Origin of the sequence: Histidinibacterium lentulum (assembly GCF_003789055.1) — a bacterium.
Taxonomy (GTDB): Bacteria; Pseudomonadota; Alphaproteobacteria; order Rhodobacterales; family Rhodobacteraceae; genus Oceanicola; species Oceanicola lentulus.
In genome coordinates, this window is the sequence record NZ_ML119082.1 from 26,102 (window position 1) to 45,813 (window position 19,712).

At 70.1% G+C, this 19,712-nt stretch carries 18 protein-coding genes; 8 read left to right on the forward strand and 10 right to left on the reverse strand.

The window, feature by feature from the left end:
- Positions 1-10: 10 nt before the first annotated feature.
- On the reverse strand, positions 11-1,555 hold the full coding sequence (gene xseA, locus EAT49_RS03185; protein ID WP_123640859.1) for an exodeoxyribonuclease VII large subunit: 1,545 nt from the start codon (positions 1,553-1,555) through the stop codon (positions 11-13).
- 77 nt (positions 1,556-1,632) lie between these two features.
- Here xseA and purD point away from each other — a divergent pair, with 77 nt between their 5' ends.
- A complete protein-coding gene (purD, locus tag EAT49_RS03190; RefSeq protein ID WP_123640860.1) occupies positions 1,633-2,895 on the forward strand; it encodes a phosphoribosylamine--glycine ligase in 1,263 nt (420 codons plus the stop codon).
- Positions 2,896-3,009: 114 nt separating this feature from the next.
- On the opposite strand, the gene EAT49_RS03195 is transcribed toward purD, so the two are convergent.
- Both EAT49_RS03195 and EAT49_RS03200 read right to left on the reverse strand, forming a co-directional pair.
- The gene (locus EAT49_RS03195) at positions 3,010-3,363 is read right to left on the reverse strand and encodes a potassium channel family protein (protein WP_123640861.1); all 354 of its coding nucleotides are present in this window, start codon (positions 3,361-3,363) and stop codon (positions 3,010-3,012) included.
- A 61-nt stretch (positions 3,364-3,424) separates the two neighbouring features.
- Complete coding sequence (locus EAT49_RS03200) at positions 3,425-3,943, reverse strand: HdeD family acid-resistance protein (protein ID WP_123640862.1); 519 nt, start codon at positions 3,941-3,943, stop codon at positions 3,425-3,427.
- Between the two features lie 304 nt (positions 3,944-4,247).
- Here EAT49_RS03200 and EAT49_RS03205 point away from each other — a divergent pair, with 304 nt between their 5' ends.
- Complete coding sequence (locus EAT49_RS03205; RefSeq protein ID WP_123640863.1) at positions 4,248-4,736, forward strand: phage holin family protein; 489 nt, start codon at positions 4,248-4,250, stop codon at positions 4,734-4,736.
- A gap of 58 nt (positions 4,737-4,794) precedes the next feature.
- Entirely contained in the window at positions 4,795-6,204 is a 1,410-nt protein-coding gene (gene cls / locus EAT49_RS03210) for a cardiolipin synthase (protein ID WP_123640864.1), read from the forward strand.
- Between the two features lie 4 nt (positions 6,205-6,208).
- Here the strand turns inward: cls and EAT49_RS03215 are convergent, their stop codons facing one another.
- The 7 genes from EAT49_RS03215 to EAT49_RS03245 form a co-directional block, all read right to left on the reverse strand.
- A complete protein-coding gene (locus EAT49_RS03215) occupies positions 6,209-7,888 on the reverse strand; it encodes an alpha/beta hydrolase (protein ID WP_123640865.1) in 1,680 nt (559 codons plus the stop codon).
- Positions 7,889-8,132: 244 nt separating this feature from the next.
- A complete protein-coding gene (locus EAT49_RS03220) occupies positions 8,133-8,606 on the reverse strand; it encodes a hypothetical protein (RefSeq protein ID WP_123640866.1) in 474 nt (157 codons plus the stop codon).
- A 479-nt stretch (positions 8,607-9,085) separates the two neighbouring features.
- A complete protein-coding gene (locus EAT49_RS03225; RefSeq protein WP_123640867.1) occupies positions 9,086-9,595 on the reverse strand; it encodes a CarD family transcriptional regulator in 510 nt (169 codons plus the stop codon).
- A 191-nt stretch (positions 9,596-9,786) separates the two neighbouring features.
- Positions 9,787-10,122 carry a ferredoxin FdxA gene (fdxA, locus tag EAT49_RS03230; RefSeq protein ID WP_123640868.1) on the reverse strand — a complete coding sequence of 112 codons (336 nt, stop codon included), beginning with the start codon at positions 10,120-10,122 and terminating at the stop codon, positions 9,787-9,789.
- Between the two features lie 52 nt (positions 10,123-10,174).
- The gene (locus EAT49_RS03235; RefSeq protein WP_123640869.1) at positions 10,175-10,567 is read right to left on the reverse strand and encodes an RNA-binding S4 domain-containing protein; all 393 of its coding nucleotides are present in this window, start codon (positions 10,565-10,567) and stop codon (positions 10,175-10,177) included.
- A gap of 7 nt (positions 10,568-10,574) precedes the next feature.
- The gene (locus EAT49_RS03240; RefSeq protein WP_123640870.1) at positions 10,575-13,475 is read right to left on the reverse strand and encodes a helicase-related protein; all 2,901 of its coding nucleotides are present in this window, start codon (positions 13,473-13,475) and stop codon (positions 10,575-10,577) included.
- A gap of 36 nt (positions 13,476-13,511) precedes the next feature.
- Positions 13,512-14,060, reverse strand: a complete 549-nt coding sequence (locus tag EAT49_RS03245; protein ID WP_246003749.1) for a tetratricopeptide repeat protein — start codon at positions 14,058-14,060, stop codon at positions 13,512-13,514.
- Between the two features lie 94 nt (positions 14,061-14,154).
- Here EAT49_RS03245 and EAT49_RS03250 point away from each other — a divergent pair, with 94 nt between their 5' ends.
- The 5 genes from EAT49_RS03250 to EAT49_RS03270 all read left to right on the forward strand — a co-directional run bounded on the left by EAT49_RS03250 (position 14,155) and on the right by EAT49_RS03270 (position 19,588).
- On the forward strand, positions 14,155-14,445 hold the full coding sequence (locus EAT49_RS03250; RefSeq protein ID WP_123640872.1) for an SCP2 sterol-binding domain-containing protein: 291 nt from the start codon (positions 14,155-14,157) through the stop codon (positions 14,443-14,445).
- Positions 14,426-15,382, forward strand: coding sequence for an alpha/beta fold hydrolase (locus EAT49_RS03255; RefSeq protein ID WP_246003750.1), 957 nt, complete (start codon positions 14,426-14,428; stop codon positions 15,380-15,382). The genes EAT49_RS03250 and EAT49_RS03255 overlap by 20 nt, the downstream gene beginning before the upstream one ends.
- Positions 15,383-15,456: 74 nt before the next feature.
- Positions 15,457-16,524: a ligase-associated DNA damage response exonuclease gene (locus tag EAT49_RS03260; RefSeq protein ID WP_123640874.1), complete on the forward strand. Its 1,068-nt coding sequence runs from the start codon at positions 15,457-15,459 to the stop codon at positions 16,522-16,524.
- 3 nt (positions 16,525-16,527) lie between these two features.
- Positions 16,528-18,117, forward strand: coding sequence for an ATP-dependent DNA ligase (locus EAT49_RS03265; protein WP_123640875.1), 1,590 nt, complete (start codon positions 16,528-16,530; stop codon positions 18,115-18,117).
- Between the two features lie 226 nt (positions 18,118-18,343).
- Positions 18,344-19,588 (forward strand): aspartate kinase, encoded by a 1,245-nt coding sequence (locus EAT49_RS03270; protein ID WP_123640876.1) that lies wholly within the window; start codon positions 18,344-18,346, stop codon positions 19,586-19,588.
- The last annotated feature ends 124 nt before the right edge of the window (positions 19,589-19,712 follow it).

The window sequence follows — 19,712 nt, forward strand, 5'->3', positions numbered from 1 at the left end:
CCCGCCGCCGTCAGAACAGAGAGCCCTGTTCCGGCGGCTCCTCCGCGCTCCGCGACCTCTGCCGCGATCCCGCGCCGGGACTCATCCGTCCATCGGCGAATTCGATCTCCAGCAGCTTCGACTGTCGCGCCTCCGCGGCTCTCGTGACCACCGCGCCGTCCCCGCGCACCACCGCATAGCCGCGCGCCAGCGTCGCGCGATAGCTCAGGGTCTCCAGAAGGCGGTCCACCGAGCCGAGCCGCTCCCGCCGTGTCCGGCCCTCCGCGACGGCCACCCGTGCGAGCCTGTCGCACAGTCCGTCCAGCGCCCGACGCTCCTGTCCCAGCATGGCCTGCAGCCGCTCCGGCCGAAGCCGCATCTCGCATTTGGCGAAATCGCGTCTCTGCGCCGCGACACCGCGTGCAAGTGCCGGTCCGAGCCGCGCCGCCTCGCGCATCAGGCGCCGCCGCGCCTCCATCGCCCGGCCGCTCACGACCGAAGGCCGCAAGGCGCCCGCCGCCTCTCCCAGCCGGACCCGCCGGGCGGAGACCACCGCCCGCAGCGCCGCGGGCAGGCGCCCCTCGAGACCGTCGAGCCGATGACGCGCGGGCTCCACCAGGGCCTGCGGCCGACCCAGCCCCCGCGCGAGATCCCGCAGCCGCTGGCGTCTCGCCTGCAGCCCCTGTTCCACCGCCCGCACCGACCGCGCGCCGAAATTCTCGACCCCGGCCAGCAGTTCCAGCCGCACCGGCACCGCGATCTCCGCCGCCGCCGTTGGCGTCGGCGCACGCCGGTCGGCGACGAAATCCAGCAGCGTGGTGTCCGTCTCGTGGCCCACCGCGGAAATCAGCGGGATCGCGCTTGCCGCCGCGGCCCGCGCAACGACCTCCTCGTTGAACCCCCAGAGATCCTCGATCGACCCGCCCCCGCGCGCCACGATCAGAAGGTCGGGCCTCGGCAGCGCGCCCCCCGGCGCCAGCGCGTTGAACCCCGCGATGGCCCGCGCCACCTCCCCGGCGCAGGATGGCCCCTGCACCGCGACCGGCCAGACCAGCACCTTGCGTGGAAAGCGGTCCCTCAGCCGGTGCAGGATGTCACGGATCACCGCCCCGGTGGGCGAGGTCACCACCCCGATAACCTCTGGCAGGTAGGGTAGCACTTTTTTGCGCTCCGCGGCGAAAAGTCCCTCCTTCTCGAGCGCCGCCTTGCGCTTTTCGAACATGGCCATCAGCGCGCCCACGCCCGCGACGGTCACCTGCTCGGCGTTGAGGTTGTATTTCGACTGCCCGCCATAGGCCGTCATCCGGCCCGTCACCACGACTTCCATTCCCTCCTCGGGGATCACCGACAGGCCCTCGACCTGGCCGCGCCAGGTGGTGCAGGCCAGAACGTTGCGGTCGTCCTTGACATCGAAATAAAGATGCCCCGACCGCGCACGCACCACGCGCCCGACCTCGCCCCGGACCCTAATGCGTCCGAAGGCGTCCTCGAGCGTGCGCTTCACCGCTCCCGACACCTCGGAGACGGAGTATTCCGGCAGGTTTCCTCCCGGCGCGGGATCGTCGATCAGGTCCACGGGCGGCCCCCTTGTCCTTGGCGGACCCCGACCCTAGAACGCGCGGACGGCTGGGAAAAGAGACGAAGGCGGGACCGGTGAACATCCTCATCCTCGGATCGGGCGGCCGCGAGCACGCCATCGCCTGGGCGGTCCTGCAGAACCCCAAATGCGACAGGCTGATCGTGGCACCGGGCAATGCGGGGATCGCCGAGATCGCCGAGACCCCCGACCTGGACATCCTCGACGGCGACGCCGTAGCGCAATTCGCCGTGGAGAACGCCGTGGACCTGACCATCGTCGGCCCCGAGGCGCCGCTTGCAGCCGGTGTGGCCGACCGCCTGCGCGACGCGGGCCTGCCGGTGCTGGGTCCCTCGGCCGCCGCCGCCCGGCTCGAGGCCTCCAAGGGCTTTACCAAGGCGATCTGCGACGCGGCGGGCGCGCCCACGGCGGCCTATGCCAAATTCCAGAACCTCGCCGAGGCCCGCGCCCATATTGCCCGGGTCGGCGCGCCCATCGTTGTCAAGGCCGACGGCCTCGCAGCGGGCAAGGGCGTCGTCGTGGCCGAAACCGAGGACGAGGCGCTCGAGGCGCTCGAGGCGATGTTCGGCGGCGCCTTCGGGGCCGCCGGCGCCGAGGTGGTGATCGAGGAGGTTCTGCGGGGCGAAGAGGCGAGCTTCTTCTGCCTTGTCGACGGCGAGACGGTGCTGCCCATCGGGACCGCCCAGGACCACAAGCGCGCGGGCGACGGCGACACCGGCCCCAACACCGGCGGCATGGGCGCCTATTCCCCCGCTCCCGTCCTGACCGATGTCGTGGCCGAACGCGCGCTTGCCGAGATCATCCGCCCCACCATGGCGGTTCTCGCGCGGCAGGGTACGCCCTTCAGCGGCATCCTCTACGCCGGGCTGATGATCGAGGACGGCGCGCCGCGGCTCGTGGAATACAACGTGCGCCTCGGCGATCCGGAGGCCCAGGTGCTGATGATGCGCCTCGGGGCCCAGGCGCTCGACCTGTTTCAGGCCTGCGCAGAGGGCCGCCTCTCCGAGGTCTCCCCGCACTGGGCGGACGACCACGCGCTGACGGTGGTCCTTGCCGCCCGCGGCTATCCCGGACCCTATGCGAAAGACACCGAGATCCGCGGCCTTGACGCGCTTGCGGGCGACAGTCGGCAGATGCTCTTCCATTCGGGGACGAGGGCCGCCGAGGGCAGGACCCTCTCCGCCGGAGGTCGTGTCCTTTCCGCCACCGGCCGGGGCGCCACCCTCGCCGAGGCCCGCGACCGGGCATATGCGCTCGCCCGCGCCGTGGACTGGCCCGAAGGCTTCCACCGCGCCGACATCGGCTGGCGCGCTCTCTGAGGCAGGCCGTCCGTCATGCCCTCGGGGATCGGCGAGGTCGTCGGCAAGCGCCGCACTTCTGTCCCGGAACACGACGGACCCCCACCCGAACGCCGCAGCTCGACGCCGCCGGGATCAACCGCCGTTTCCGTCACGGTCGCCACCCGGGCTCAGGTCTTGTTCCCTGCGGGCAATCAGCGCCTCTGCCACAGCGGTCGCCGCGGCGACGAAGACACCGAGCCCGACGAGGATATAAACCATGCAGAAGATCCTGCCCGCCACCGTCTCCGGCACGACATCGCCATAGCCCACTGTCGAGATCGTCGCCACGGCGAAGAAGGCGGCTTGCAGGAGGCTCCAGTCCTCCAGCAGCCAGAACACGACCGTGGCCAGCGCGATCAAGGCGAAGGTGAACGCCAAGAGGCTGCGCACCTTCGCGCTGGAAAACGCATCCGCAAGACCGCGGAAAAGAGAGGTCATCGCGCTCATGCCGGGTCAATCGGCGGGATGTCCGCCCAGCCGGCCTTCTGCAGGGGCCGGCCGGGCCGGTTCATGCGGTGCCTGGCCTTCGGGCGGCCATCCCGAAGGAGATGAGCGACACGCCGGTGGACAGCAGTTCCACCCCGAGCAGAAGGCCGAGGGTCACGACGGCCGATCCGGGGAAATTGGTGAAGATCATGAACGCGAGGATCAGCGACAGCACGCCGCTGACTGCGAGGGGCCAGAACTGGCCGAGACCTAGGGCGAAGGACATGCCGATCTTGATCACGCCTCCGACGAGGAACAGGATCGCGACCAGCAGGGTCAGCGACAGGACCCCGGCGAGCGGTTCGCTCAGAAGATTCGTGCCGAGCAGCAGGAAGACGACCCCCATGATCGCGTAGAGGATCTTTGCCCCCCATCCCTCGCCGCGGAACGCGGCCACTATCTGCAGCACTCCGATCAGGATGAAGAACCATCCGGCGAGCGCGGTGGCCGTAAGGGTCGCCGCGAGCGGATTGAACAGGGCCATGAAGCCCCCGATGAAGGCGATGAGGCCCGTGATGATGGATACGATGGGACGATCCATGACTCGCTTCCCTCCTCGATTGCGCCGGGTGTCGGACCCCGGGGTTCTGTGCCCCGTCTCTCCCGCAAGAGGCGGTCGACGGACGGGGCAGGCGATGCCCGTCTCGCCGGGGTTCTGATCCCGCGGCGACCGGCGCACCCGATGCAAGGATTGGACGAGCGCGGCCCCTGCGGCAAGACGCAGGGTCACCCACCTGCCACGAATGCCCCCGGCCGCGTCCCGGGCGCCTCGGGCCGGCGGCCATTGCCCTGCCACGGGTGCGCGGCTAGCCTCTGGAAAATGGGGTAAAACGGGGAGATCCGACATGATTCGGCTCTTGATTTCGACCGCCGCCTACCTGATCGCGAATGCCGTGGGTCTGTTGGTCGCGGTCCTGCTTCTGCCCGGGTTCACGATCGATTTCCTCGCCTTCGTCGTTGCCGTGCTGATCTTCTCCCTCGTGCAGACGATCGCGGGCCCGCTGGTGACGAAGATGTCGATGAAACACATGCCGCAGCTTCTGGGAGGGATCGCGCTCATCACCATCTTCGTCGGCCTCCTCGTGACCGCGTTCATCATGCCCTCCATGGAGATCGGCGGCATCTCCAACCTGCTGGCCGCCACGCTCTTGGTCTGGCTGGGCAGCCTCCTCGCCTCGATCCTGCTGCCGATCTATGTCTTCAAGCAGCTTTCCGAGAGGAACAGGGATACGCGGGCCGCCACCGAAGAGGCGACGGCGCGGGCCAATGCCGCGGCCGAGCGGGCGGAGCGCGCCGCGCAGCAGGCCGGCAAGCCGCCGGGGAGCGGGACCTGATACCGCGGATTCTGGCTGAAGACATGATGAGAAGACCCGATCGGCGGGGGGCGGCCTGATGTGGACCGCCCTCCTCGTGGCCCTCGTCCTTGCGCTGCAGGCGGCGGCGGTCTGGTGTGCCTGGCGGGCCATCGCCTCGGCCCGGACGCCGCAGGGAGCGGTGGGATGGGTCGTCGTGCTGCTGGCCGCGCCCTATATCGGGGTGATCCTCTACCTCTTTCTCGGGCACCACCGCTACCGCGGCTACCTGATCTCGCGGCGCGACAGCGAGCGGGTGATACAGGCGCTCCGGGACCATGCGCAGAACAACGCTCCGGAAAGCCGGCCGACCCTTGATCCCGGGCCCTTCGAGAAGATCGCCGCCCTTCCTGCCGTCCGGGGCAACGGCTTCCGATCGTTGATCGACGGCAAGGAGACCTTCGACGCCATCTTCTCCGCCATCGACGCCGCGGAAAGCTACGTCCTCGTGCAGTTCTACATCGTCCGGGACGACGGCCTCGGCCGAGCCTTCCGCGACCGTCTGATCGCCGCCGCCGGGCGCGGGGTCAAGGTGCGGTTCATGGCGGATGCCGTCGGCAGCTACGGACTTCCCGACAGCTATTACAGGACGCTGTCGCGGGCCGGTGTCGAGATCGCCCATCCGCGGGAGGGGCGCCGTCCGCGCTGGCGCTTCCAGATCAATTTCCGCAACCATCGCAAGACCGTGGTGGTGGACGGCCGCGTCGGCTTCACCGGCGGGCTGAACGTCGGCGACGAATACATGGGCCTCGACCCCGCCTTCGGGAACTGGCGCGACACCCATGTGGAGCTGAGCGGTCCCATCGTGGCGCAGCTTCAGCTCATCTTCGCCGAGGACTGGCACTGGGCGAAGCACGAGGTGATCCTCGACGCGCTCGACTGGACGCCGCCCCACGCCGCCGGGAACATGACCGCCCTGCTGGTGCCCACCGGGCCCGCCGACGCGATGGAGACCGGCGCGCTCTTCTTCATCTCCGCCATCGTCGCCGCGAAGACACGGGTCTGGATCGCCTCACCCTACCTCGTGCCCGATACGGATGTGCTGTCGGCGCTGAAGCAGGCCGCCCTGCGCGGGGTGGAGGTGCGCATCCTCGTGCCCGAGGTGATCGACCACCAGATCCCCTGGCTCGCCGCCTTCGCCTATTTCGACGAACTGCGACGCGCCGGGGTGGAGATCTGGCGCTATACCGACGGGTTCATGCATTCGAAGGTCGTGCTGGTGGACGACACCCTCGCGGCCATCGGGACGACCAATCTCGACAACCGCTCGTTCCGGCTGAACTTCGAGGCCATGGCGGTCGCCTTCGACATCCGCGCGGCGGAAGAGGTCGAGGCGTTCCTCGTCCGGGACTTCGCCCGCGCCTACCAGCTGGACAAGACCCTGCCCGAGCAGCGGGCGCGGATCCGCCTTGGCGCGCCCGTGGCCCGGCTCTTCGCGCCGGTGCTCTGACAGCTCACCAGGGCGGCGGACGGGCATCGAAGACGGCGCGCAGGGCCTCGGCCCGCTCCGCCGACCAGCCCGGCGGATCGGTCAGCGCGGCCCAGGCGTCGATATAGTCGTCGTCGACGTAGAAATGGCCGTAGCCCTCCACCCCCAGCGCTGCAGTCATGTCGAGCGCGGTCTGGAAGGCGGTCACCAGCGGGAACCAGCGCATTTCGGGCGCCACGTCCGGCGCGCGCGGCTCCTCGGTCAGCCAGTCCGGCGCGCGCCAGATCGTGGCGAAGTCGAAATTCACGATGGGATCGCTGCCGTAATGCAGGAACACCAGCCGGATCGGCCCCCAGGGCGCCGCGGCTTGTTCGTAGGTGTTCTCCTGGTTCGAGACCCGCACGAGCGAGCCGTTGCCGTAGACCGGCCGCCACGCCGGGCTGCCTGTCTCCCGGTCCCGGCGGATGCCGGCCCAGACCGGGCTCAGGAAGGGCGATCCGGCCCAGAAGGCGCCGTCGATCGGGTCGGCCAGCATGTCCGCGAAGGGCAGCGTCGCCTGACTGTTGAGCGCGCCCTGGCTCAGCCCGTGGATATAGAGCCGGGGGCGGTCGTTCTCGGGCAGCGCGGTCCAGTGGTCGTGAACCACGTCGAAGAGCGCGCGGGCCTGGTCGAAGCCGTACTCGACGTTTGTCAGGATCGACAGCACCGAGGTCAGGTAGGAATACTGCGCGGCCACATGGGCGGTGTCGCCGTTCCACATGAAATCGACCACGTCGTGGCTGCCGGGGTCCATCCAGCCGGTGCCCACCGGGGTGGTGACGATGAGGATCTCGCGCTCGAACCCGCCCTGGCGGATCAGCTCCTCCAGCGCCAGCTCGGCGCGCGCGCGGGCGGTGTCGGCGGAGGTGCGTCCGACGTAGACCCGCACCGGGCGCAGGGCCTCCGCGCCGGTGAAGGCGGCGATCTCCGCGGGATCGGGCGTCCGCGCGACGAAGTCGCGGCCGCGGTTGCCGAGTTCCTCCCAGGTCACCAGCGACGCCTCCGAGCCGGTCATCATCGGGTCGGCCGGCGGCTCGCTTCCCTCGTCGAAGGTCTCCTCGATCGCGGCGAAAAGGCCGTCGGCCACGGTCATGACCTGCCGGATCACCACGCCGTTCAGCAGAGCCCAGAGCAGCCAGAGCGCCAGAACGGCGCCCAGGACCGGACCGGTCCGGCCCGGCATGATGCGCGCCAGCGCGTGACCCGCGCGCCGCGCGGCCAGAGGAACCACGCTGCCGAGGCCCCAGAGCAGGGTGAAGACGACAAGGGCGACGAGGCCGACGGTCAGGGGATGGGCGGTGCCCACGGGCTCCAGCTCCATCACCCGGCGGGTGGCGTTCTGCCAGTCCGCCGCGCGCCAGAGGCCGTAGAGCGCGAGCGCCAGGGTGAGCGCGAAGAAGGCGAAGCGCACTTCCCGGTCCTCGCCCGGCTCCGGCAGCGGCAGGAGCAGCGCGCGCCCCCAGATCCAGACCGCCAGGGCGCCGAGGCCGTAGCCGGCCGCGGCGGACAGCCCGGAAAGCACGCCCTGCATCAGCGGCGCGCGGGGGATCATGGAAGGGGTCAGCGAGGCCACGAAGAAGACCGCCGCGACGGTCAGCCCGAAGGCGGAGAGGCGCCAGTAGCGAGGCTCCGCCCCGGTTCCGGGGGCGCCGTCGAAAGTGGTCATCCGTGGCTCCCCCTCGCCGACCGCATCCGTTGGCCGAACGGTGGGGCACGCCCTGCCGCTTCGTCAAGCCGTGGATGGACCGGAGAGGGGAGCGAGGAGTCCCGCACCGGCGCGGGCCCTGCCGCCGGTCCTGCCGGGGCGTCCACACGTGGACGGAGGGTCATCTCATTGATCTGAAAAAAAATTCCTGCAACGGGATTTCGGGACGACGGGTCAGGAATTTCTTCGGATTTCCGTGCCTGGCTCAGCCGCCCGGCGCGGGGTCGGGTGCCGGTTCGGAGTCGGGTCGCACCACCTCCACCAGATCGGCGGTGAGGCCCCGCAGTTCGGCGAAGGCCGCGGTCATGGCGCGGTCGATCAGCGGATCGGGGTCGATGCTGAGATCCTGAAGCGCGCCGCGAAGGCGCGCCATCTCCGCCTCGATCCCGGCCAGCCGCTCGGCCACCTGGTCCGCCGACCCGGTCTCCGAGGCTTCGAGACCGACGCGCAGGTCCGCGACATCGGCGCGCGCGCCCGCGATTTCGGCGGTCAGCGCCTCGATGCCCTCCCTGAGCGGCGTGACGGTTCCAGCCGCCACCGCCATCTGTTCGGACACCCGTTCCGCCGTCGACAGCACGTTCCACGCAAGCCAGAGACAGAGGGCCAGAAGGATCAGCGTGGCGTTGAGAAGGGCAAGGAAGAGATTCTTCGCCGTGCGGCCAAGGCTTCGGTCCGCCATCGTCCTCTCCGCCGTTTACCCTAGGGCAAGCCTGTCACAGGGCCCCGGTCCGGGCAAGGCCGCCAGGCCGCGTCCCGCGCCAGAACCCGCGTGGCGAGAGCGGGGGAGACGATGACCGTGAGGACGGCGCCCGCCACGAGCGCCGCGCCGCACCAACCCCGGCATGGCACCGCTCGCGACCGCCAGCGCCGAGCTCGCCAGGGCCGATGACCACGCCGAACAGGAGTTCGAGCACCACCGCAGAGGGGCAAGCTCGAGGACCGCGGGCAGGAACGCAGCAAGGGCCACGACACCCGACACGATCACGACTCCGATTGCGCCCGCGCCGTCGCCACGACCCGACCTGCCCCCTTGCCCTGTCCCTGGGGAAGGAGACCGCTGCGCAGCGTTGTGGACACGGCGTAATCCGGAAAAGCCCCCGGAACGACACAGCCGCGGGCAGGACCCGCGGCTGTGCAGTCTCGTGGACCGTCGGCCGGTCAGGCGGCGCGCGACACCAGCACTTCGCCGATCTCGCGGGCGGCGGCGGTCTCGTCGTTGCCGGCCACCGCGGCGATTTCCCGGGTCAGACGCTCCAGCGCCGCCTCGTAGAGCTGGCGTTCGGAATAGCTCTGCTCGCGCTGGTCGTCGGCGCGGTGCAGGTCGCGCACCACCTCGGCAATGGCGATGAGATCGCCCGAGTTGATCTTCTGTTCGTATTCCTGCGCCCGGCGCGACCACATGGCCTTCTTGACCTTGGCCTTGCCGCGCAGGGTCTTCATGGCATGGGCCACCACATCGGGCGACGAGAGCGAGCGCATGCCCACCTCCTCGGCCTTGTGTGTGGGCACGCGAAGGGTCATCTTGTCCTTCTCGAAGGAGATGACGAAGAGTTCCAGCTCGAAGCCCGCGACCTCCTGCTTCTCGATCGACACGATTTGCCCGACGCCGTGCGCGGGGTAGACCACGTAATCATTGGGCGAGAAATCGGTCTTCTTGGTCTTGGTCATGGCGGGTCCTTCCGAAAACGCCCCCGGGCCGCGAGACCACAGAAAACCGCCGGTGACCATGGCCTCCGTCGGTTCGTGCGACATGTCTCGGGATCAGGAATCCAGCAGCATTGAGCGGGAGCATACCATATTCGGGGCGCCTGCGAAAGCACCCTTGCGCATCTCCCCCGTCCGGGCCGTCTGCTGCCGCCTCAGCCGCCCTCGCCGGGCTTCTCGGAGAAGAGCTCCATCTTGCCGGGCTTGCCGTCCATTTCCTCGGCGGTGGGCAGCGGGTCCTTCCGCGTGATGATCACGGGCCAGGCCTCGGCATACTTTCGGTTGAACTCGACCCATTTCTCCATGTCCGGCTCGGTGTCCGGACGGATCGCATCGGCCGGACACTCGGGCTCGCAGACGCCGCAGTCGATGCATTCGTCGGGATGGATCACCAGCATGTTCTCGCCCTCGTAGAAGCAATCCACGGGGCACACCTCGACGCAGTCGGTGTATTTGCAGGCGATGCAGTTGTCGTTGACGATATAGGTCATGAAGTCGCCTAAACTTGAGTCAAAGGGGTGGTAAGTGAAGTTGACGGTGGCTTCAACCACCCTCGGCGTCGCCCCGACCCAGGTGCTTCGACAGGTCGCGGCGGTCCTTCGCCGAGGGCCGCCCGCCCCCGTCGAAGCGCGGCGCCGGGGCCGCCGGCGGGCCCCGGTCCGGCGCGGCCGTGGTCAGGTCCTCGTAGAGGGCGCGCGCCTCGGGGGCGGGTCCCCGCCGCGTGCCGAGCGCGAGGATGCGCACGACGCGCACCGCGTCACCCTGGGGGAAGGTGAGCACGTCGCCCGGCCCCACCGCGCGCGCGGGCTTCGAGACGGGCGAGCCGTCCACCCGGACCCTGCCTCCCGACACGATGGCGGCCGCGAGGCCCCGGGTCTTGAAGAACCGGGCCTGCCAGAGCCACTTGTCGAGGCGCAGCGTGGGGCGGGGCTCCACCCGCGCCTCAGTTGGTCTTGAACCCCGCCAGAGCCGCGGCGAAGGGATTGTCGGGGTCGATCCGCTTGTCCGGCTTCGGCGGCGCGGCGGTCACCGTGCGCGGGCCCTTGTCGGCGCCCTTCGGGCCGCGGCCCTTCTGTCCCTTGCCGCCCTTCGGCCCCTGCGCGGCCTTCGACGGACGTCCCTTCTGGCCTTCGCGGCGCGGGCCGCGGTCGCGTTTCGGCGCCCAGGTGAAGGTGTAGAACACCTCCATCTCCGCGGGCGCCTCGGCCCCGAGTTCGTCGGGCGTCGTGGGCGGGATCTCGGGCGGCAGGTCCGGGTCCGGCACGCCGGGGGGCACCTCGGGCAGGTCGGGCTCGGGCGGGGCGGGCGGCACCTCGGGATCGGGCGCGTCGGGCGGCGTCTCCGGCGGGCCCTCGGGCGGGATGCCCGGCGGGGGCTGCCCCGGCGGGGGTTCGGGCGGAGGCTCTGGCACCTGCGCGTCGGGCGCCTCTGCGGTCTCGGGCGTCGGAGCCGCGGCGGCCGCGGGCGCGGTCTTCACCTTGACCCGCTCGCCCTTCTCGGCCCGGTAGCCCAGACCCTCCATCAGCCCGGCGAACTGCTCCAGCGTCAGGCCGGTGATCGACAGCATGTCCGCCGTCGCCTCGAACCCGCCGCGGCTGTCGCGGTCGCGCAGCATGTCGGCCAGACGCTCCAGCATGTCGATCCGGATCGCCCGGTCGCCCGCGGCGCGATAGCCCGACATGGTCCAGACCCCCGGTTCCGCCCCGCGAGAGGCGGGCACGGTGACAAGGCCCGGGGGCGGCGCCTCCGGGAAATTGTCGAACCCCTTCGCCAGCGACCACAGCACCAGCCGCAGCCGAGTCGGCGCGGGCTTCAGCAAGAGCGGCTGGAACACGGTGAACTGCCCGAAGCGCACGCCATGGCGCCGCAGCGCGCCCCGCGCGTCCTGGTCCAGCGCCTTGACCTCGGCGGCGACATCGCCTCGCGGCAGGATGCCGAACGCCTCGACCATGCGGAAGGCGAACCCCTTCGCGAGCCCCTGCAACGCGGAGTCGTCCCGCAGTTTCAGGAGCGGCTCGAAGTCCTTGGCAAGCTTGCGGTCGATGAAATGCTGGAGCCGCCGCGCCACCTTCTGGGCCACGGCCTCGGCCACCTCCTCGTCGACGAAGGCCTGCACCTGCGGCCGCAGCGGATCGTCGCCCCGCACCAGCTTGCCCACGGCAAGGCCGCCCCACATCAGGCCGCCCTGCTCGGTGAAATCGAGCTCGGTGTCGGGCGCGTTGTAGAAGCGATCCGCCATCAGGTGGAAATGCGGGGCAAGCGCCTGGTGACTGGCCTGACGGACGGTCTTGTCCTCGTCGGCCGCACCGGTCCTGTCCTGGCGAAAGCGGAAGCCTTCGAGCCGCCCGACGAACTGACCTTCGACGGTCACCTCGCCCTTGTCGTTCACCTCGGCCAAGAGGCCCTCCTTCTGCTTGAGCCGGCGCATCAGCACGCTCGTGCGCCGGTCCACAAATCTTTGGGTCAGAGCGCCGTGGAGCGCATCGGACAACCGGTCTTCTACAGCGCGCGTCTCCTCGCGCCAACGGGATTCGTCCTCGCACCAGCCCCGGCGCTGCGCGACGTAGGTCCATGTGCGGATATACGCCAGCCGCTTCGAGATCGTGTCGATGTCGCCGTCCGTCCGGTCGATCCGCGCCACCTGCCTCGCCATCCACGCATCGGGCACCCGCCCCGTCTGGTGCAGGAATCCGAAGATATCGCGCAGGAGACCCGCATGTTCCGCGTGACTGATGCCCCGGAAATCCGGGATCCGGCAGACATCCCACAGGAGCCGAACCGAAGCCGCGTCCGAGGCCCGCGCCGCCACCTCGGCATCCGCCGCCAGCGCCTTCAGCGCCCCGAGGTCGTCCGCCTCGCGCATCCGGCTGAGCCAGGGATCGTCGGTGCGCTCCTCGAGCGAGGCGATCAGCGCGTCGAGCCGTCCGAACCGCAGCCGCGCGTTGCGCCAGTGCAGCTTCCTGACCGGGGCGAAGCTGTGGCTGGTGATCGCCTCCACCACGCCCTCGTCGATCTCCCCCGCCTCGCCGGTGACGCCGAATGTCCCGTCGTTCATGTGCCGCCCCGCGCGCCCCGCGATCTGCGCCAGCTCGTGCGGCATGAGCGGCCGCATCCGCCGACCGTCGAACTTCACGAGGCTGGAGAAGGCGACGTGGTCGATATCGAGGTTGAGCCCCATGCCGATGGCGTCGGTGGCCACGAGGTAATCGACCTCGCCGGACTGGTACATCTCCACCTGCGCATTGCGCGTGCGCGGGCTGAGCGCCCCCATCACCACCGCCGCCCCGCCCTTCTGACGGCGCAGGAGCTCGGCGATGGCATACACATTTTCAACCGAGAACCCCACGATTGCCGACCGTGGCGGCATCCGGCTTGTCTTTTTCGAACCTGAATACCTCAGCTCGCTGAATCTTTCCCGGCGCATGAACTGCACACCCGGCACTTTCGCCGCGATCGCCCCGCGCATGGTCTCGGACCCGAGGAACATCGTCTCGTTCAGTCCGCGCGCGTTCAGCAGCCGGTCGGTGAAGACATGGCCCCGCTCGGGATCGGCACAGAGCTGGATCTCGTCGATGGCGAGGAACTCGCAGCCGATCCCCTCGGGCATCGCCTCCGTGGTGCAGACCCAGTACTGCGTCCGCTCCGGCACGATCCGCTCCTCGCCCGTGACCAGTGCCACGACGGAGGGCCCGCGCTGCGCCTTCACCCTCTCGTAGACCTCGCGCGCCAGAAGCCGCAGCGGCAGGCCGATGATGCCCGTGCGATGCGCCAGCATCCGCTCGATCGCATGGTGCGTCTTGCCGGTGTTGGTGGGCCCCAGAAGGGCGGTGATGCGGGACTGCATGGTCTCCGTCCCCGAGGACCGGACGCCGCGGTGCCGTCAGAGCGGCAGGCCGTCCAGTCTCAGCGTCAGTCTGTTCCGGGCCTCGGCTACATCCTCCATGAAGGGATGTATAGCGAGAATCCGGTCCATGACCTCGATCGAGGTCTCCTCCTCCCCGATCTGCTCCATGATGATGGCAAGGCCCCGCATGGCGCCGAAATGGCGCGGGTTGAGGACCAGCGTCTCGCGGATGTCGTCCAGCGCCGGTCCGAAGGCTTCGGCCATGAAATAGGCGGTTGCCCGCCCGTGCCAGGCTTCGGCGAACCCCGGGGCGTGGTCGATCGCGGCGGTGAAATGCTCGATCGCCGCGTGCGCGTCGCCCGCCTCCAGCGCATCGCGCCCGCGCTGCCACAGGAGGTCGATCGCCGGCGAGCCGCTCTTCGACCATTCGGTCGCGATCCGCGCCTCGATGCGGCGCGCCTCCTCGGCGCTCGAAGCGGCGGCAAGCCGCTCGAACATCTCGTCGACCGTTTCCGCGGTCGCCGGTGCGCCCATGCAGAGGATTACCGCGCAGGACGCGACGACTTGTTTGATGACATCGTTCATGCTCGTCATATCTCCCAATGTAGAGGACAGGCGGCCCGGCACCAGCCCCCGCTCGTCACGGAACGGCGACGTGAACAAGACGCGAGGACGCAACATGAGCGACGTGGTGGCCGAGGCGGTGAGCCGGCTGAACGAGAAGATGGGCGGCGAGGGCTTCGACGGCACCGCCAAGTTCGTGATCGAGGACGAGGGCGCGCTGATGATCGACCGCGCGGGCGCCCGTGCGGGCGACGAGGAGGCGGACGTGACCCTGACCTCCGATACCGAGACCTTCCGGGCGATCCTCGACGGCGAGCAGAACCCGACCGCGGCCTACATGACCGGCAAGCTGAAGCTCGACGGGGACATGGGCGCCGCGATGCGCCTTGCCGCCATCCTCGGCTGAGGTGGAGCCCGCGCCCCTCTTCACCGAGGTCGCGGACGCCCCCCCCGGCGGTGCGGCGCACTGGGTGACGGCGCCGGACGGGCTGCGGCTGCGGGTCGGGCACTGGCCGCACCCGCGCGCCCGCGGCACCGTTCTGATCTTCCCGGGCCGGACGGAATACATCGAGAAATATGGCCGCGACGCCGGCGCGCTCGCCGAACGCGGCTATGCGGCGGCGGCCATCGACTGGCGCGGCCAGGGCATTTCCGCGCGCATGCAACCCGACCGGCTGCTCGGCCATGTGAACCGCTTTGCCGACTACCAGGCCGATGCCGACGCCCTGATGGCCTATGCCGAGGCCGTGGGCCTGCCCCGGCCCTACCTGCTCCTCGCCCATTCCATGGGCGGCTGCATCGGGCTCCGGGCGCTGATGCGCGGCTACGCCACGCCGCGGGCGGTCTTTTCCGCGCCGATGTGGGGCATCCGGATGCAGGCGCTGAAGCGCTCGGCGGCCTGGGGCCTCTCGGCGCTGTCGAAGCCCCTGCGCTTCTCGCATCTGCTGGCGCCGGGGCAGAGCTCGGCGCCCTATGTCCTCGGCGCCGATCCCGCCGACAACACGCTGACCACGGACCCCGACATGCTGGCCTGGATGAAGCACCAGATCGAGCGCCATACCGATCTCGCGCTGGGCGGTCCGTCCCTCCACTGGCTGCACGAGGCGCTCAGCGAGACGCGCGCCCTGGCCCGGATGCCTGCGCCGGAGGTTCCCACACTCACCTTCCTCGGCAGCGAGGAGGCCATCGTCGATCCCGCGCGCATCACCGCCCGCATGGCGCGCTGGCCCGGCGGACGCCTCGTCACGCTAGAAGGCGCGCAGCACGAGGTGCTGATGGAGACGCCCGCGATCCGCACGAAGGTTCTCGACGCCATCGCGGCCCATTTCGCCGAAACGGTCTGATCCTCATCTGGCCGGAAATACTCCCTTCGGGAGACCGGCTGGCAGGATGCGCCCCGCCGGCCTACCTCTCGGACATGAGCGTCCTGACCTTCACCGACCGCGGCATCTACTGCCCGGCGGGGGATTTCCACATCGACCCCTGGCGCCCGGCGGACCGCGCGCTGATCACCCATGCCCATTCCGACCATGCGCGCTGGGGCATGGGGCGCTACCTCGCCACGCCGCGCACCGCGGCGGTGATGCGCCACCGGCTGGGCGAGATCGAGGTCTCGACGATCCCCTACGGCGAGACCCGCCGGATCGACGGGGCGCGCGTCTCCTTCCATCCCGCGGGCCACGTTCCGGGGTCGGCGCAGATCCGGGTCGAGGTCGGCGGGGAGGTCTGGGTCGTCTCGGGCGATTACAAGACCGCGGAGGACGGGCTCAGCGAACCCTTCGAGCCGGTGCGCTGCCATGCCTTCGTCAGCGAATGCACCTTCGGCCTGCCGGTATTCAACTGGACCCCGCTCGAGGCGCTGCGCGCGGAGATCAACGGCTGGTGGGCGGCGAATGCCGCGGCCGGCCGCCCCTCGATCCTCGGGGCCTACAGCCTCGGCAAGGCCCAGCGCCTGCTGACCGATCTCGACCCCTCCATCGGCCCGATCCTGACCCACAGCGCCGTCGAGAACGTGAACGAGGTCCTGCGCGCCGAAGGCATCGCGCTGCCGGACACGATCCGCCTCGCCCCGGACATGACCGCGAAGGACCATCCGGGTGCGATGATCCTCGCGCCGCCCTCGGCCCTGGGAGGGGCCTGGCCGAAGGGGTTCCGCGGCGCCTCCACCGCCTTCGCCTCGGGCTGGATGGCCCTGCGCGGCGTGCGCCGCAGGCGCGCCGCCGACCGCGGCTTCGTCGTGTCCGACCATGCCGACTGGGAGGGCCTCAACGCCGCCATCGCGGCGACCGGGGCGGAGCGCATCTTCGTCACCCATGGCTATACCTCCGTCTTCCGCCGCTGGCTCGAGACCCGCGGCTACGACGCCGCCGTCGTGGAGACGGATTACGAGGGCGAGAGCCTCGATGCCGCCGCCGAGAGCGGAGCCGAGGCCGGGTCAGGCGACGGGGCCGGAGCCCGAGGCGGCACCGGCGACACGGCGGCCTGACCGATGCAGGACTTCGCCCGCCTCTTCACCGCCCTCGACCAGTCCACGAAGACCACCGTCAAGGTGGCGGCCCTCGCGGAGTTCTTCCGCACGGCGGAGGACGCCGACAAGCTCTGGTGCGTGGCGCTCTTCTCGGGCCGCCGCCCGCGCCGGGTCATCACCACGACGACGCTGCGGGAATGGGCGGCGGAGCGGGCGGGCATCCCGCTCTGGCTCTTCGAGGAGAGCTATCCGGTCGTGGGCGACCTCGCCGAGACGATCAGCCTCGTGCTGCCGCCGCCCGACCGGACGGACGACCGCCCCCTCAACCACTGGATCGCGCGCCTTGCGGAGCTGTCGATGGCCGGAGAGGCGGAGCGCAAGTCCGGCATCCTCGCGGCCTGGGACGGGATGGAGCGGACCGAGCGGCTCCTCTTCACCAAGCTCCTGACGGGAGGGTTCCGCCTCGGCGTGAGCCAGAAGCTGATGACCCGCGCGCTGGCGCAGGCCACGGGCCGGGACGAGGCGGAGCTGACCCACCGCCTGATGGGCGCATGGACGCCGGGGAGCGTCACCTGGGAAAGCCTGATCGAGGCGTCCGATCCCACCGCGGACCTGAGCCGGCCCTACCCCTTCTACCTCGCCTACCAGCGCGAGGAGACCGACGATCTCGGTCCCGCCTCCGACTGGTTCGCGGAGCGCAAGTGGGACGGCATCCGCGGCCAGCTCGTGCTGCGCGGCGGCGAGCATCACCTCTGGTCCCGGGGCGAGGAACTGATGACGGACCGCTTCCCGGAATTCGCGCGCCTGCGGGACTGGCTGCCCCCGGGCACGGTGATCGACGGCGAGGTCCTTGCCTTCGCGGGCGAGCGACCGCTTCCCTTCAACGCCCTGCAGAAGCGCATCGGCCGCAAGACCGTGCCGAAGAAGCTGCTGGAGGAGAGCCCCGTCATCCTGATGGCCTACGACCTCCTGGAGGAGCACGGCACCGACATCCGCCCGCTGCCCTTCACCGAGCGGCGGGCGCGCCTCGCTGCGCTCGTCGCGACGGTGCCCGCCGACGCGCCGGTCCGCCTCTCCGCGGATGTCTCGGCGGAGGACTGGGACGTCCTGGCGGCGACCCGCGCCGAGAGCCGCGACCATGCCGCCGAGGGGCTGATGCTCAAGCGCCGGTCCTCGCCCTATCTTTCGGGCCGCAAGAAGGGCGACTGGTGGAAATGGAAGGTCGATCCCCTGACCATCGACGCGGTGATGATCTACGCCCAGTCGGGCTCGGGACGCCGGGCCAACCTCTTCACCGACTTCACCTTCGCGGTGCGCGACGGCGCCGATCTCGTGCCGTTCACCAAGGCCTATTCGGGCCTCACCGACGCCGAGTTCCGCCAGATCACCGCCTGGGTGCGCAAGAACACGCTGCAGCGCTTCGGCCCGGTGCGGCAGGTGACGCCCGAACATGTCTTCGAGATCGCCTTCGAGGGCATCCAGGAAAGTCCGCGCCACAAGTCGGGTGTCGCGCTGCGCTTTCCCCGCATGGCGCGCTGGCGCCGCGACAAGCCCGCGAGCGAGATCAACACGCTTTCCGACCTGCGCGAGATGCTGGCGACCTACGGCTGAGGAGCGCCTTCGGCGCGCTGCCCGGAGCCCGGCCCCGCCCGAGGCGGAACCGGGCGGCGGGGGGGGCGCTGCCCCCCGCGGCGAAAGCCCGGGGGCTTTCGCCGCTCCCCCCGGGATATTTCGGGCCAGAAAAATGCAGGGGTGGCGGCGACGTCGCGGGAGGCGCTTGCAGGGCCATGCCCCGCGCCGTAAGAGCCGGAGCGATTTTCGGGGCGCGCGAGGGGCGATGTCCATACTTGTGATGAAATTCGGCGGCACCTCCGTCGCCACTCCGGACCGCATCCGGCGGGCCGCCAAGCGCGTGGGCGTCGAGGTCGCCAAGGGCCATGACGTCATCGTCATCGTCTCGGCCATGGCCGGCAAGACCAACGAGCTCGTGGGCTGGGTGCGCGAGACCTCGCCGCTCTACGACGCGCGCGAATACGACGCCGTCGTCTCCTCGGGCGAGAACGTCACCGCGGGGCTGATGGCGCTGACGCTCCAGGAGATGGATATTCCCGCGCGGTCCTGGCAGGGCTGGCAGGTGCCCCTGAAGACGAGTTCCGCCCACGGCGCCGCGCGGATCGAGGAAATCCCGACCGAGAACATCCTCGGTCGCTTCGCCCAGGGGATGAAGGTGGCGGTCGTGGCGGGCTTTCAGGGGATCAGCCCCGAGGGGCGGATCACCACCCTCGGGCGGGGCGGGTCCGACACCACCGCCGTCGCCTTTGCCGCCGCCTTCGGCGCGGTGCGCTGCGACATCTACACCGACGTGGACGGGGTCTACACCACCGATCCGCGGATCACGAAGAAGGCGCGCAAGCTCGACCGCATCGCCTTCGAGGAGATGCTGGAACTGGCCTCGCTGGGCGCCAAGGTGCTGCAGACGCGCTCGGTCGAGCTGGCCATGCGCTACAAGGTGCGCCTGCGCGTGCTGTCGAGCTTCGAGGAGATGGACGACGCGGCGGGCACGCTCGTCTGCGACGAGGAGGATATCGTGGAAAGCAATGTTGTGGCCGGTGTGGCCTTCAGCCGCGACGAGGCGAAGATGACGCTGATTTCCGTGGCCGACCGGCCCGGCATCGCCGCGGCGATCTTCGGCCCGCTGGCGCAGGCGGGGGTGAACGTGGACATGATCGTCCAGAACATCTCCGAGGACGGGCGGACGGACATGACCTTCTCCTGCCCCGTGGAGGAGGTGCCGCGGGCCGAGAAGGCCATGTCCGAGGCCAAGGCCAGGGGCGAGATCAACTACCACGACCTCGTGGCCGATACCGAGGTCTGCAAGGTCTCCGTGGTGGGCATCGGCATGCGCAGCCACGCCGGGGTCGCCGCGCAGATGTTCGCGGCGCTGAAATCCGAGAACATCAACATCAAGGTGATCACCACCTCCGAGATCAAGATCTCGGTGCTGATCGACCGCAAGTACCTCGAACTCGCGGTGCAGGCGCTGCACGACGCCTTCGGGCTGGAGAAGGCCCCCGCCGGGTAGCCGCCGGGGGCCGCTCCGGAGCCGTGCCGGCTGCGGCAGCCACGCAACGGATCGGGCTTTCGTGCGTTGAGAGGGATCGTCGGGCAGGTCCGGCCGCGCTGCGGCCGGCGCGCTGTCCGATCCC

Bases quoted from the DNA above. Each gene is read 5' to 3' on its own strand.
- EAT49_RS03195 (WP_123640861.1), bottom strand. From the start codon at position 3,363: ATGAGCGCGATGACCTCTCTTTTCCGCGGTCTTGCGGATGCGTTTTCC.
- EAT49_RS03200 (WP_123640862.1), bottom strand. From the start codon at position 3,943: ATGGATCGTCCCATCGTATCCATCATCACGGGCCTCATCGCCTTCATC.
- EAT49_RS03205 (WP_123640863.1), top strand. From the start codon at position 4,248: ATGATTCGGCTCTTGATTTCGACCGCCGCCTACCTGATCGCGAATGCC.
- cls (WP_123640864.1), top strand. From the start codon at position 4,795: ATGTGGACCGCCCTCCTCGTGGCCCTCGTCCTTGCGCTGCAGGCGGCG.
- EAT49_RS03215 (WP_123640865.1), bottom strand. From the start codon at position 7,888: ATGACCACTTTCGACGGCGCCCCCGGAACCGGGGCGGAGCCTCGCTAC.
- EAT49_RS03220 (WP_123640866.1), bottom strand. From the start codon at position 8,606: ATGGCGGACCGAAGCCTTGGCCGCACGGCGAAGAATCTCTTCCTTGCC.
- EAT49_RS03225 (WP_123640867.1), bottom strand. From the start codon at position 9,595: ATGACCAAGACCAAGAAGACCGATTTCTCGCCCAATGATTACGTGGTC.
- fdxA (WP_123640868.1), bottom strand. From the start codon at position 10,122: ATGACCTATATCGTCAACGACAACTGCATCGCCTGCAAATACACCGAC.
- EAT49_RS03240 (WP_123640870.1), bottom strand. From the start codon at position 13,475: ATGCAGTCCCGCATCACCGCCCTTCTGGGGCCCACCAACACCGGCAAG.
- EAT49_RS03245 (WP_246003749.1), bottom strand. From the start codon at position 14,060: ATGAACGATGTCATCAAACAAGTCGTCGCGTCCTGCGCGGTAATCCTC.
- EAT49_RS03250 (WP_123640872.1), top strand. From the start codon at position 14,155: ATGAGCGACGTGGTGGCCGAGGCGGTGAGCCGGCTGAACGAGAAGATG.
- EAT49_RS03260 (WP_123640874.1), top strand. From the start codon at position 15,457: ATGAGCGTCCTGACCTTCACCGACCGCGGCATCTACTGCCCGGCGGGG.
- EAT49_RS03265 (WP_123640875.1), top strand. From the start codon at position 16,528: ATGCAGGACTTCGCCCGCCTCTTCACCGCCCTCGACCAGTCCACGAAG.
- EAT49_RS03270 (WP_123640876.1), top strand. From the start codon at position 18,344: ATGTCCATACTTGTGATGAAATTCGGCGGCACCTCCGTCGCCACTCCG.